Here is a 13,271-nt window from a genome sequence, read left to right on the forward strand (position 1 = left end):
CAGAGAAGTTAAGCCCGTTTGCGCCGATGGTACTGCACTCGTGGGAGAGTAGGTCGCCGCCTTTTTTGTACTGACTATACCTTCAGTATTTACAAATCCTCAACAGATAACTGTTGGGGATTTTTTATTCAATAATCTAACATAACAACTATTTTTTAAAGCCTTAATTTTTTTTAGATTATATCTATTAAGTTTGTCTAATGAATATTATTAAAAAAAATATTGAATTAGAATTAGCCTGGAACTTCGTTAATAATACTATACGTAATATCTTTCTTACCGGTAAGGCAGGAACTGGTAAAACCACTTTTCTTCATAAATTAAAAAAGGAGTCACTAAAGCGATGTGTCATTGTTGCCCCAACTGGTGTCGCGGCTATTAATGCTAAAGGTGTTACCATACATTCTTTTTTTCAATTACCATTTGGACCTATAATTCCCACTGAGGAAATAAATACTTCAGGATTCAATAGAAAGTTTAGTAAAACAAAAATTAATATTTTAAGGTCACTTGACTTACTTATTATTGATGAGATCAGTATGGTTAGAGGCGACCTGCTTGATGGAATTGATAAAACACTACGACGATTTAGAGATAAAACTAAAGTCTTTGGTGGTGTTCAAGTTTTAATGATTGGAGATTTACAACAACTTTCTCCAGTTGTCAAAGAAAACGAATGGTATATTCTTAAGGAACATTACAACAATGTTTTTTTCTTTAGTAGTATTTCATATAAACAATCTAACCCAATCACAGTTGAGCTCAAGCATATCTATAGACAGGATAATCCTAAGTTCATAGATATTTTAAATGAGGTTAGAACAAATACACTCAGTCAATCTTCTGCAGATGAATTAAACAAAAGATTCAAGCCTAATTTTACTCCAATAGAGAATGAAGGCTATATTTCATTAACGACACACAACAATAGAGCAGAGAAAACTAACAATACAGAATTAGAAAAGCTAAAAGGAATATCGAAAATCTATAAAGCAAAAATACAAGGGAAGTTTCCAGAGTTTTCATATCCCAATAAAGAAGAACTAGTTCTCAAAGTAGGAGCACAGGTTATGTTTGTAAAGAATGATAGCTCACCTGATAAACGCTACTTCAACGGAAAAATAGGTAAAGTCATTCTTTTAGATAAAGACGAAATTATCGTTAAATGTCCAGGTGATGATTACAATATTACCGTTACTCCAGAGGAGTGGGAAAACATCAATTACACCCTAGATAAAGAAACAAAGACCATAAAAGAAAATAAAATTGGATCCTATACTCAGATGCCATTACGCTTAGCTTGGTCAATTACGATACATAAAAGTCAAGGATTAACTTTTGAGAAAGCCATTATAGATGCACAAGCGGCTTTTGCGCATGGACAAACCTATGTAGCTCTCAGTCGATGTAAAAGTTTAGAGGGTTTAGTTCTAAAAAGTAAAATTGATTCTAACCAAATCATAACAGATAGTAGTGTTCTTTCTTTCACTAAAAATGCTGAAAATAATCAACCAGATGAAAAAGAACTTTTGAGATCCAAATCAGAGTTTCAACATAATCTAATTGCTGAAATTTTTGATTACTTCAAATTTCTATATCCAATAAGCCGAAGTTTAGATATCTATTACAAAAATAGAGGCAGTATCGAAGGAAATATAGAGCAGTCGCTATTGACAATTAAAGATAGCGTTACAAATTTTCTAAAAGTAGCAAATGCTTTTAAAGCTCAACTGAAGTCTATTTCCGTTCCTGATAAAACACCTGAGGAAAATAGAGACATTCAGGAGCGTTTCAAAAAAGCAATTTCTTACTTCTCAGAACACTCAAATTCAGGAATTACAGAGTCATTCAAAAAATTAGGTTTTACAACCGATAATAAAACCATTGAAAAAGATTTAGTAAAGCATTTAGATACAATTGAAGAATTAATTTCAGCCAAAACACTATTCTTTTCAAAATTGAAAACTGGTTTTGATGTTTCAATATTTTTAGAAGCACGAGCAAAAGCTGTATTTCTTCAGAAAGAAAAACCTAAAAAAGCTCGAAAAACTGTCATCGACGGAACCATAAATGTGGAGCTATTCGAATTGCTTAGAGAACTCCGAAATGAGATCGCCAGAGAAAAAGACCTAATTCACTATCAAATATTTTCGCAAAAAGCTCTTTATGAAATGTGTGAAACTTTACCAACCAATAAAAACCAATTATTAGAAGTTCACGGTTTTGGTAAAACGCGAGTTGAAAAGTACGGCAGTGATATTTTAAGAATAATCCGTGAGTACTGTGATGAAAACGATATCTTAACCTCACGAGAAGTTGAAATCTTTCATCAAGAAAAACCAAAACGTCAAAAAGGAGATACAAAACGTTTGTCTCTAGAATTATTTAAATCTGGTAAATCACCTGAGCAAATAGCTTTAGAACGCGAATTGAATGTAAATACAATCTTTGGACACTTAGCAAGTTTCATTCCGACAGGAGAAGTAAAAACATTGGATTTAATTTCAAAAAAACATTACAATGAATTACTCGAACTAATTCCCAAACATAAATTCGAAAACCTTTCTGACCTAAAACATCAAATAGATGATAAATATTCCTATGGAGAACTTAGATTGGTTGTTAATGAGCTTTCAAACCAATAAAAAAAGCTTCAAATAATTTTGAAGCTTTTTTTGATATATAATTTTCAGAATAAATTATCCTTTAATAACACCTCTTGAAATTACAATTTTCTGAATTTCAGAAGTACCTTCATAAATCTGAGTAATCTTTGCATCACGCATTAAACGCTCTACGTGATATTCTTTTACAAAACCGTTTCCACCGTGAATTTGGACCGCTTCAACCGTTTGCTCCATAGCTACTTTACTGGCATAAAGCTTCGCCATTGCACTTGCCATATCGTAGTTATTTCCTTGGTCTTTGTCCCAGGCAGCTTTCATTACTAGCATGCGAGCAGCTTCAATTTCAGTGTACATATCAGCCAATTTAAAAGCAATAGCTTGGTGGTTGCAAATTTCTGTACCAAAAGCTTTACGTTCCTTAGAATATTTTAAAGCTAGTTCATAAGCTCCAGAAGCAATTCCTAACGCTTGTGCAGCGATACCAATTCGTCCACCAGATAATGTTTTCATGGCAAATTTAAATCCAAATCCATCCTCACCTATTCTATTTTCTTTTGGCACTTTTACATCGTTAAACTGCAACGTATGTGTATCACTTCCTCGGATACCCAGTTTATCTTCTTTTGGTCCAATGTCAAAACCTTCCATACCTTTTTCAACAATAAAAGCGTTGATTCCTCGATGCCCTTTTTCTCTGTCGGTTTGCGCAATGACTAAATAAACGTCAGAACGTCCTCCGTTTGTAATCCAATTTTTTGTACCGTTAATTACATAGTGGTCACCCTTGTCAATCGCTGTAGTCGCTTGAGAAGTAGCATCACTACCAGCTTCTGGTTCACTCAAACAGAATGCGCCAATTTGCTCACCGGTCGCTAATTTTGTTAAGTATTTTTGTTTTTGCTCCTCTGTTCCATAAGCTTCAAGACCGTAACAAACTAATGAGTTATTTACAGAAACCATAACCGAAGCAGAAGCGTCAATTTTAGATAATTCTTCCATAATTAAAACATAAGAAATAGTATCCATTCCGCTTCCGCCGTATTTTGGGTCAACCATGATTCCCATGAAACCAAGTTCGCCCATTTTGCGAACTAATTCTTGCGGAAACGTCTGTTTATCATCACGTTCTATAACACCAGGAAGTAATTCCGTTTGTGCAAAATCGCGAGCGGCGTCGCGTATCATTAAATGTTCTTCTGTTAAGCTAAAGTCCATATAAAAAGTATTATTGTTGATTTCTTAAAAATTCCATGCAAAGATAGTGGTTTGTTGTGTTATTTTCAATGGATAATATTAATTTTACATATATGTTAACGAAAAGCTATAATGTTGTTTCTGTTATGTCCGGCACGTCTCTTGACGGAATCGATATTTTATATGCGAAATTTAGTTGTAATTCAAAGTGGAAGTTTCAAATTTTAAAATTTGAAACCGTTTCTTATTCTGAAAAATGGAATAAAAAATTAAAGCAATTAACAAAGTTTTCAAAGGGTGAATTAAATCAATTAGATGATGAATATTCGTTATACCTAGCCGAAAGAATTTTAGAATTTATACAAAAAAACAAAATCGAAAATTTAGATTTCGTAGCTTCTCATGGGCACACAGCACTTCATAATCCTGCTGAAGGTTTTACCTATCAAATAGGAAATCAACAAATTGTTGCCGATATAATTCAACAAAAATTAATTTGTGACTTTAGAGTTCAAGATGTTGAATTTGGTGGACAAGGTGCACCATTAGTGCCTATTGGCGATAAGCTATTGTTTTCAGAATACGATTATTGTATTAATCTTGGAGGTTTTGCAAATATTTCGTTTGAAGAAAATGAAGAACGCATTGCATTCGATATTTGTCCAGTAAATATTGTATTGAATCATTACGTTTCAAATTTAGGCTTCAAGTATGATGATAAAGGCAAAATCGCATCAAGCGGAACAATAAAAACTTCGCTTTTAGATGAATTGAATGGTTTGAAATTTTACAACCAAAAACCACCAAAATCTCTCGGATTCGAATGGGTTGAAGATTCAGTTTTTCCAAAAATTGATTCCTTTAATCTTGAAATCAAAGACATTTTAAGAACAGTTATTGAACATGTAGCTTTTCAAATTTCAAAATTTTTAAATGTTGAAAAATCTTCAGCAATCGTCACGGGTGGCGGTGCTTATAATTTTTTTTTAATTGAAAGAATTAAAGCACTCTCAAAGTCTAAAATCATCATTCCTTCCAACGAAATAATAGAATTTAAAGAAGCCCTAATTTTTGGTTTGCTAGGTGTTTTAAAATCTCGTAATGAAGTCAACTGTTTAAAAAGTGTAACCGGAGCTTATAAAGACCATTCATCAGGTGTTATATTTCACCCCAGAAATTAATATATAATTTACAAAATGGCGAATAGAGTTTTTTATATTTGTTACCACTAAAACTAATCAATGTCTTTAATTAAAGATTTACTCAATACATACGAAAATAAATCTCCTGAAATTGTTTTTCATTGGAATGACCCTGAGACCGAAGCTGAAGGTTGGACAGTCATCAACTCATTACGCGGTGGTGCCGCAGGCGGCGGAACGCGCATGCGTGAAGGATTAGATATGAATGAAGTGTTATCCTTAGCAAAAACAATGGAAGTAAAATTCACCGTATCTGGTCCGGCTATTGGAGGTGCAAAATCGGGAATAAATTTTAACCCAAACGACCCACGAAAAAAAGGCGTTTTAGAACGTTGGTATGCGGCCGTTTCGCCTTTATTGAAAAGCTATTACGGTACCGGTGGCGACTTAAACGTTGACGAAATTCACGAGGTTATTCCTATTACTGAAGATAGTGGCGTTTGGCATCCGCAAGAAGGTGTTTTCGAAGGTCATTTTAAACCAACAGCTGCAGATAAAATCAACCGAATAGGGCAGTTGCGTCATGGTGTTATTAAAGTGATTGAAAATCCACAGTATTCTCCAGACGTTTCAAAAAAATACACTGTTGCTGATATGATTACCGGTTACGGTGTTGCAGTTGCCACAAAACATTTTTACGATATACATAACGAAAGTATCGCTGGTAAACGAGCCATAGTACAAGGTTTTGGTAATGTTGGTGCCGCAGCAGCTTTTTATCTAGCACAAATGGGTGCAAAAGTAGTTGGTATCATTGACCGTGTTGGCGGATTGATTAATGAAAACGGTTTTTCTTTTGAAGAAGTTCGTGATATGTATTTATCTAAAAACGGAAATACTTTAGGAAACGAAAACCTCATTCCGTTTGAAGAAATGAACAAACGTGTCTGGTCTTTAAAAGCCGAAGTTTTTGCGCCTTGCGCAGCTTCTCGATTAATCACACAAAATCAAATAGACCAATTAATTAATACTGGTTTAGAAGTTATATCCTGTGGAGCTAACGTGCCTTTTGCGGATAAGGAAATTTTCTTCGGACCAATAATGGAGCATACCGATGAAAAGGTAAGTTTAATTCCAGATTTTATTTCAAACTGCGGAATGGCAAGAGTTTTTGCATATTTTATGGAACGTAAAGTGCAAATGACAGACGATGCTATTTTCGAAGATACGTCAGAGATTATTAAAAAAGCCCTTCAAAATATATATTCAATAAATAATACTAAAACTAAAATCAGTGCATCTGCTTTTGAGATTGCACTAAAACAATTAATATAATTCTATGGAAACTATTATAATTCTTGTATTTGTAATCGGCTATTTGGCCATAACGTTAGAGCATACTATAAAAATTGATAAGCTCATTCCTGCTTTGGTGATGATGGCTATAAGTTGGGCTTTAATTTCGTTAGGTATTGATGCTTTTCCGCAATGGTTCGATACTGCTAAGCATGCATTAATGGAAAATTTTGGATTGCTAAGTCACGACGAAAAAATGCATATGATGGAAGAAACATTATTGCATCATCTTGGCAAAACGGCTGAGATTCTAGTGTTTCTACTAGGTGCAATGACTATTGTTGAAATCATTGACTATTTTGATGGATTTTCGACTATAAAATCGGCAGTAAACTTCAACAGTCGTAAAAAATTATTGTGGTTATTTTCTGGTTTAGCTTTTGTATTGTCTGCGATTATTGACAACCTAACGGCAACTATTGTTTTAATTTCAATCTTACAGAAAATTGTTAAAGATAGAGATGTTCGTATTTGGTATGCTGGTCTTATTATTATTGCAGCAAACGCTGGTGGTGCATGGTCTCCAATCGGTGATGTAACGACGACAATGTTATGGATTGGCGATAAAGTTTCTACAGGAAAATTATTCCTATACTTATTTGTTCCATCAGTATTATGTATGGTCGTACCAACATTTATTGCTTCATTTTTAAAACCATTTAAAGGAACTTTAGAATTACAACCAGACGATGGAAAACCAAAACACAGATTCAGTTCTCCAATGTTATTTTTAGGCTTGGGAGCTATCGTTTCTGTACCATTTTTTAAAGTGGTAACGCATTTACCACCTTATGTTGGTATGATGTTAGCACTTGGGGTCGTAGCTGTTTTTGCGGAAATTTATACGAGTTCGCGTTTTACAATGACACAAGCAGGAGCAGATAATGAAGACTCTTTAGGACAGCATTCTCACAGTCCAGTACATAGCTCACTCTCTAGAATAGAAATGCCAAGTATTTTATTTTTCCTAGGAATTTTAATGGCGGTTGCTGCTTTAGAATCTCTTGGAATTCTATTCAATTTTGCTGACAGTTTAAAAACAAGCGTAGGACTTATTGGCACAGAACCCAATGGTACAGTTGTATCAGATTTAGTAGTTATGCTGCTCGGTGTAGGTTCTGCGGTTATTGATAATGTGCCGCTTGTTGCAGCAAGTTTAGGTATGTTCTCTGAGCCATTAGATAATCAACTATGGCACTTTATAGCTTATTCTGCTGGTACAGGTGGAAGTATGCTTATCATCGGTTCTGCTGCTGGAGTTGTAGCGATGGGTATGGAAAAAATTGACTTTTTCTGGTATCTAAAAAAAATATCTTGGTTGGCTTTAATTGGCTTTGTTGCTGGTGCTGCTGCCTTTATGGTTACAAGAACTTTATTTTAAACACACGTTAATTTAATTTTTACCGTTATAACTAAACAAAAACCAAATCATCTTTTATGTTAAACACAATTTTTCAAGAAACAGAGCCTTTAGTAGAAGGCGAATCGGTTGAAAAAACATTATCAATTATAGAGTTGATAACTACTGGAGGAACAGCAGGAATCATCATTATTGCTATTCTTTTCATTTTATTTATAGCGGCCGTTTACATTTATTTCGAACGTATTTTTGCTATAAAAGAAGCTTCTAAAGTCGATTCAAATTTTATGAATCAAATTAGAGATTACGTCAGTGACGGTAAAATAGATTCAGCGCAAAACCTTTGTGCAACGGCAAATTCACCTGTTTCAAGATTGATTAGTAAAGGAATTTCGAGAATAGGAAAACCGCTCGAAGATATTAATATGGCCATAGAAAATGCTGGTCGTTTAGAAATTTACGGATTAGAAAAAAATGTGAGTGTTTTAGCGACCATTTCTGGTGCGGCGCCAATGATTGGTTTCCTCGGGACTGTAATTGGTATGATTTTATCCATTTTTGAAATTGCCAATTCTGGTGGATCAATAGATATTAAAACACTAGCAGACGGATTGTATACGGCAATGACTACTACTGTTGGTGGTCTTATTGTTGGTATTGTGGCTTATGTTGCTTACAATCATTTGGTGGTAAAAACAAATAAAGTTGTTTACCAAATGGAAGCAAATTCTTTAGAGTTTTTAGACCTTTTAAACGAGCCTAGCTAATATGAATTTAAGAGGAAGAAATAAAGTTACACCAGAATTCAATATGTCATCGATGACAGATATTGTATTCTTGTTACTGATATTTTTTATGATTGCGTCCACATTGGTTTCGGCAGAAGCTATTGATTTGTTATTGCCAAATTCAACCAGTAAAACCACACAAACTAAAAACGTATCAGTAAGCGTCAATAAAGATTTACAATATTTTGTAGATTTAGAACAAGTACCAAAAGACCAGTTAGAAACTGCAGTTTTAGATAAAGTAGGTACGACAGATTCTCCAACAATAACTATTCGTTCAGACCAAGATGTAGACTTAAAACATGTGGTTTTTATCATGGATATTGCCAACAGAAATAAGATAAAATCGACACTTGCGGTAAAATCGAATTAGCCGTAACTCAAAACCACCAAAATGAAATACCTCGAAACCAAGCATGAGCGTAATTCAGCCAAAATAACAGGATTAATTATCTTGATTATAGGTTTGTTATTATTTGTGGTTGGTGCGCCTTACAAGGAAATTCCTGATGAATATGGTGTGGCTATAAATTTTGGAGAACCAAGCGAAATCAGCGATTCTAAAGCTTTTGATAATCCTACAAAATCAGATTCTAATACTGAAGATATTGAAAAAGAAGTTTCTCCAAAACAACAAGTTGAAGATGAAGAAATTGATGATGTTGCAGAAGAAGTTCCTGAAGAAGAAGTTGAAGACAATTCTGAAGCCGAAGCTCAAGAACAATTTGAGCAAGAGCAAGCAGAACAAAAAGCAACGGAAGAGGCAGCTAAAGCTGAAGCTGCAAAACTTGAAGCTGCGAAACAAGAAGAAGCCAGAGAAGAAGCGGCTAAACAAAAAGCTGCGGAAGAATTATTAGCACAACAAGAGGAAGAAGCGTTACGAATAAAAGAAGCTAAAGAAAAGGCTGAAGCTGAGCGTTTAGAAAAAGAACGAAAAGAAAAAATTGAAGCCAAACGCATCGCAGATGCCAAAGCAAAAAAAGAACAAGAAGCTGAAGCTGAAAGAGACAGAGCTCGTAAGGCAGAAGCAGACCGAATAGCGAAAGCCAAAGCAGCCAGAGAAAAAGCCGAACGCGAAGCTGCAGCGAAAGCAGAGCGAGAGCGTCTAGCAAAAGCCAAAGCTGCAAGAGAAGCTAAAGAGCGTGCAGATATGGCAGCAGCGGCAAAAGCATCAAAAGCAGAAGCCGATAGAAAAGCAGCAGCTGCGGCAGCAGCCGAAAAAAATAAAAGTGGCGGCAGTGATAATAGTGGTTTCAAGTTGAGCCAACAAGGCCCAATTTATCCAGGTTGTGAGGGCAAAAATAACGTAGACCGAAAAGTTTGTATGAATCAGAAAATTAGTTCGTTCTTCGGACGAAATTTCGACAAAGAATTAGCGGCAACTTTAGGCTTTTCTTCTGACCAAACAATTAAAATTTATTTTAAGATTAGTAAAACTGGTCAGATTATTGATATAAGAGCTAAAGCAGCACACCCAAAACTCGAGCAGGAAACACAACGAGTGATAAATTTGTTGCCAAAAATAAAGCCAGCGATGCAACAAGGACAACCAACAACGGCACCTTATTCGACATCAGTTCGTTTTAAAGCGGAGAAATAAAAGATTAATTGTAGCATCCGTTTTAAAATTTAAAAATGCTATAAATGAAGTATTTAAAAACAAAACACGAAAAGAATTCAGCTAAAGTCACCACGCTAATTGTATTGATTATGCTATTGCTTTTTTTCGTAGTTGGCCATAAATACTTAGACCCACCAGAAGAATATGGAGTTGCGGTAAATTTTGGAACAAATGATTTTGGTAGCGGAAATAAACCGTTAAGTAAACCAAAGCAAGCCGATATCCCTAAAAAAGCAGAAGCACAAGAATCTCAACCAGAAAAAGCAGAACCTCAGAAAGTTGAGGCCAAATCAGAAGAAGTGATTACACAAGAATCTGAAGAAGCCATTGCTATAAAAAAGAAAAAAGCTTTAGAAGCCAAAGCAAAAGCTGATGCCGAACGCACAGCCCGATTAAAAAGAGAAGCCAAAGAAAAAAAGAAAAAAGAAGATGCTGAAAAACGAAAAAAACTTGACAATCTTATTGGCGGTGTAAAAAATTCAAAGGGAAACGATGAAGGTGGAGAAGGTCCAGATGGTAAATCGGGAAATAAAGGACAATTAGATGGAAATCCTTATGCGCCAAGCTATTTTGGAGGTCCAGGTCCAGGAAAAGGTGGAGTAGGATATGGATTAAGTGGAAGAGGCAGACCAAGCAAGAAAATTTTTAAGCAAGATTGTAACGAGTATGGTTTAGTCATTGTAAGAATTGAAGTCGATAGAAGTGGTAGAGTTGTTTCTGCTACTGCCGGTGCAAAAGGTTCAACAAACACGCATCCTTGCTTATTAGAGCCTGCAAAAAAAATAGCTTTGTCTCATAAATGGCCTGCAGATTCTAATGCGCCTTCAAAACAAGTGGGCTTTGTAAGTATCAATTTTGATGTTAGTAATTAAATGAATTACCAAGACACTGTAAATTGGTTATTCAACCAATTGCCGATGTACCAAAAGCAAGGAAAATCGGCTTATAAAAAAGATTTGTCTAATACCATTTTACTGGCAAATCATCTTAAAAACCCACATAAAAAATTCAAAAGCATACATGTTGGTGGCACTAATGGTAAAGGATCATGTAGCCATATGTTGGCATCAATACTTCAAGAAGCAGATTATAAAGTAGGCCTGTATACCTCACCCCATTTAAAAGATTACCGCGAGCGCATTAAAATTAATGGGAAAGAAATTTCGAAACAATTTGTAATGGGCTTTGTAAAAAAGCATAAGTTGTTTTTAGAAAAGCATACGCTTTCTTTTTTTGAGATGACTGTCGGTCTCGCTTTTGATTATTTTGCCAAATCAAAAGTAGATGTAGCAATTATTGAAGTTGGTCTTGGAGGACGACTAGATTCTACAAATATTATTAGGCCAGAGTTGTCTGTAATTACTAATATTGGTCTAGACCATACTCAATTTCTTGGAGATACACACGCAAAAATTGCTTTTGAAAAAGCTGGTATAATCAAACCAAACACGCCAGTTGTAATTGGCGAGACGCATATAGAAACCAAGCCAGTTTTTAAAGCCAAAGCAGAGGAGCAAAGTGTCTCAATTTATTTTGCAGACACATCAGATATTAAACCATTAGAAAGTGACTTAAAAGGTTTATATCAAGAACATAATATTAAAACCGTATTAAAAGCTGTTGATGTTTTGAAGGAAAGCAAATTTAAAATTTCAAATAAACATATATCTCAGGGTTTATTAAATGTTGTCAGAAATACCAGTTTATTAGGAAGGTGGCAAGTTCTAAGCGAGTTCCCAAAAATTATTTGCGATACAGCGCACAATAAAGAAGGTCTATCTATTACGATGCAGCAGCTGTCTAATGAAGCATATAAACAATTACATATTGTTTTTGGAGTAGTAAAGGATAAAAATTTGGATGAGATTATGCCTATACTTCCAAAAAATGCTAAATATTATCTTGCTAAACCAGATATCCCAAGAGGATTAGAAGCCGAAATTCTTGCAGCAAAATTTGATAAGAATAAACTTGATCATAAAGTATACTCTTCAGTAAATCAAGCATTAAGTGATGCAAAAAATATGGCTAAAAATAACGATGTAATATATGTTGGAGGTAGCACATTTGTTGTTGCAGAAATTTTATAAATTTTTTATTGAAATTCTTTTGAGATATTAAAAACTAGTATATATTTGCAATCCAATTATCGGGCGCGTAGCTCAGTTGGTTCAGAGCACTTGGTTTACACCCAAGGGGTCAGGGGTTCGAATCCCTTCGCGCCCACAACATTAAAAGTCCATTCAAATTTTTGAATGGACTTTTTTTTTGCTTGGTACTTAAGATTCTTCAATTAGTTTTCAAAAGATATAGCTTTTACTAAAAATTCATCTAACGGCTTAAATTTTAGATAGGCTTCTTCAACTAAATCTACAAAGTTATCTGAAACCACTTGGTCTTCGGTCAATTCTATAGTTGCTGTATAGCTTTTGTGGTTTATTAAGTTTATAAATTTATGGTCGCTATTGTATCCTTGTGGTGATGTTACTAATTTATCCTCGTACTCATTTAAACCGCCATAAAACGATTTAAAAGAATTTGTGTTGAGAATTTTTTGAAGTGTTACACCTTCATAATCAATAGCATCTCTTATTTTATCTAAATTTTCTTTTGATGGGTGATAGATGCCACCACCAATAAAAGAGTTATTAGGACCTATGGATATAAAAAATGTCGAATGGTCATAACGCTTTCTGCCTGCAGGAGAACAAGTAATATGGTCTTTGTAAACAGGTTTATTAGGATGAAATCTTCTGTTGTTATTGATACGACTTAATGTTTTTTTAGGATTAACACCTGCAAAAAAATCATCATGCTTAGAGAATCTTTCAAGTATTAATTCAATTTCTTCTAACCATCTTTTTTTCATGGTATGGTAACGTTCTCGATTTTCGTTCATCCACTCTTTCGAGTTGTTATTTCTTAAGTCTCTGAGAAATCTAAATATGTAATCTTTTTGAACCATGTATTTCGTTTTTTGAACATTTTGAAGTTAAAAAACTTAATATAGAGTTTTGTTAATTTTATCTTCAAATTTTATTCAATTGTGTTACATTTACAATTACAAATTAGGGTCATTAACTCAGTTGGTTCAGAGTGTTACCTTGACAGGGTAGAAGTCACTGGTTCGAATCCAGTATGACCCACTAGTAGTAGAAAATCTGAACATTAGTTCAGATTTTT

General features: G+C 34.5%; 11 protein-coding genes and 2 tRNA genes. 11 read left to right on the forward strand and 2 right to left on the reverse strand.

What is annotated here, in order from left to right:
* The first annotated feature begins 200 nt into the window (after nucleotides 1-200).
* Nucleotides 201-2,645, forward strand: coding sequence for a helix-turn-helix domain-containing protein (locus ACFQ1Q_RS11095; protein WP_386131309.1), 2,445 nt, complete (start codon nucleotides 201-203; stop codon nucleotides 2,643-2,645).
* Between the two features lie 54 nt (nucleotides 2,646-2,699).
* Here ACFQ1Q_RS11095 and ACFQ1Q_RS11100 read toward each other — a convergent pair whose 3' ends face one another.
* Complete coding sequence (locus ACFQ1Q_RS11100; RefSeq protein ID WP_386131311.1) at nucleotides 2,700-3,842, reverse strand: acyl-CoA dehydrogenase; 1,143 nt, start codon at nucleotides 3,840-3,842, stop codon at nucleotides 2,700-2,702.
* 92 nt (nucleotides 3,843-3,934) lie between these two features.
* On the opposite strand from ACFQ1Q_RS11100, the gene ACFQ1Q_RS11105 reads away from it, so the two are divergent.
* From ACFQ1Q_RS11105 to ACFQ1Q_RS11145, 9 genes are all read left to right on the forward strand, one after another.
* Nucleotides 3,935-5,002 (forward strand): anhydro-N-acetylmuramic acid kinase, encoded by a 1,068-nt coding sequence (locus ACFQ1Q_RS11105; protein WP_386131314.1) that lies wholly within the window; start codon nucleotides 3,935-3,937, stop codon nucleotides 5,000-5,002.
* 69 nt (nucleotides 5,003-5,071) lie between these two features.
* Complete coding sequence (locus ACFQ1Q_RS11110) at nucleotides 5,072-6,298, forward strand: Glu/Leu/Phe/Val dehydrogenase dimerization domain-containing protein (RefSeq protein WP_386132672.1); 1,227 nt, start codon at nucleotides 5,072-5,074, stop codon at nucleotides 6,296-6,298.
* Between the two features lie 4 nt (nucleotides 6,299-6,302).
* Entirely contained in the window at nucleotides 6,303-7,700 is a 1,398-nt protein-coding gene (nhaD, locus tag ACFQ1Q_RS11115; protein ID WP_386131317.1) for a sodium:proton antiporter NhaD, read from the forward strand.
* 56 nt (nucleotides 7,701-7,756) lie between these two features.
* Nucleotides 7,757-8,446 (forward strand): MotA/TolQ/ExbB proton channel family protein, encoded by a 690-nt coding sequence (locus tag ACFQ1Q_RS11120; RefSeq protein ID WP_386131320.1) that lies wholly within the window; start codon nucleotides 7,757-7,759, stop codon nucleotides 8,444-8,446.
* A gap of 1 nt (nucleotide 8,447) precedes the next feature.
* Nucleotides 8,448-8,840 (forward strand): ExbD/TolR family protein, encoded by a 393-nt coding sequence (locus ACFQ1Q_RS11125; protein WP_386131322.1) that lies wholly within the window; start codon nucleotides 8,448-8,450, stop codon nucleotides 8,838-8,840.
* 21 nt (nucleotides 8,841-8,861) lie between these two features.
* Nucleotides 8,862-10,067 (forward strand): cell envelope integrity protein TolA, encoded by a 1,206-nt coding sequence (tolA, locus tag ACFQ1Q_RS11130; RefSeq protein WP_386131325.1) that lies wholly within the window; start codon nucleotides 8,862-8,864, stop codon nucleotides 10,065-10,067.
* A 44-nt stretch (nucleotides 10,068-10,111) separates the two neighbouring features.
* Nucleotides 10,112-10,960 carry an energy transducer TonB gene (locus ACFQ1Q_RS11135; protein ID WP_386131328.1) on the forward strand — a complete coding sequence of 283 codons (849 nt, stop codon included), beginning with the start codon at nucleotides 10,112-10,114 and terminating at the stop codon, nucleotides 10,958-10,960.
* Nucleotides 10,961-12,178, forward strand: a complete 1,218-nt coding sequence (locus ACFQ1Q_RS11140; protein WP_386131330.1) for a bifunctional folylpolyglutamate synthase/dihydrofolate synthase — start codon at nucleotides 10,961-10,963, stop codon at nucleotides 12,176-12,178. It abuts the gene before it with no gap.
* A 61-nt stretch (nucleotides 12,179-12,239) separates the two neighbouring features.
* Nucleotides 12,240-12,314 (forward strand) — tRNA-Val (locus ACFQ1Q_RS11145).
* Between the two features lie 67 nt (nucleotides 12,315-12,381).
* On the opposite strand, the gene ACFQ1Q_RS11150 is transcribed toward ACFQ1Q_RS11145, so the two are convergent.
* A complete protein-coding gene (locus tag ACFQ1Q_RS11150; protein ID WP_386131333.1) occupies nucleotides 12,382-13,053 on the reverse strand; it encodes a DUF2461 domain-containing protein in 672 nt (223 codons plus the stop codon).
* A 106-nt stretch (nucleotides 13,054-13,159) separates the two neighbouring features.
* Here ACFQ1Q_RS11150 and ACFQ1Q_RS11155 point away from each other — a divergent pair.
* A tRNA-Val gene (locus ACFQ1Q_RS11155) sits at nucleotides 13,160-13,234 on the forward strand.
* The last annotated feature ends 37 nt before the right edge of the window (nucleotides 13,235-13,271 follow it).

It is taken from the genome of Winogradskyella litorisediminis, assembly GCF_042675765.1.
In the GTDB taxonomy this organism is placed as follows: Bacteria; Bacteroidota; Bacteroidia; order Flavobacteriales; family Flavobacteriaceae; genus Winogradskyella; species Winogradskyella litorisediminis.

Coding starts and splice junctions, on each gene's coding strand:
- ACFQ1Q_RS11105 (WP_386131314.1), top strand. CDS start 3,935: ATGTTAACGAAAAGCTATAATGTTGTTTCTGTTATGTCCGGCACGTCT.
- nhaD (WP_386131317.1), top strand. CDS start 6,303: ATGGAAACTATTATAATTCTTGTATTTGTAATCGGCTATTTGGCCATA.
- ACFQ1Q_RS11100 (WP_386131311.1), bottom strand. CDS start 3,842: ATGGACTTTAGCTTAACAGAAGAACATTTAATGATACGCGACGCCGCT.
- ACFQ1Q_RS11140 (WP_386131330.1), top strand. CDS start 10,961: ATGAATTACCAAGACACTGTAAATTGGTTATTCAACCAATTGCCGATG.
- ACFQ1Q_RS11095 (WP_386131309.1), top strand. CDS start 201: ATGAATATTATTAAAAAAAATATTGAATTAGAATTAGCCTGGAACTTC.
- ACFQ1Q_RS11135 (WP_386131328.1), top strand. CDS start 10,112: ATGAAGTATTTAAAAACAAAACACGAAAAGAATTCAGCTAAAGTCACC.
- ACFQ1Q_RS11150 (WP_386131333.1), bottom strand. CDS start 13,053: ATGGTTCAAAAAGATTACATATTTAGATTTCTCAGAGACTTAAGAAAT.
- tolA (WP_386131325.1), top strand. CDS start 8,862: ATGAAATACCTCGAAACCAAGCATGAGCGTAATTCAGCCAAAATAACA.
- ACFQ1Q_RS11125 (WP_386131322.1), top strand. CDS start 8,448: ATGAATTTAAGAGGAAGAAATAAAGTTACACCAGAATTCAATATGTCA.
- ACFQ1Q_RS11120 (WP_386131320.1), top strand. CDS start 7,757: ATGTTAAACACAATTTTTCAAGAAACAGAGCCTTTAGTAGAAGGCGAA.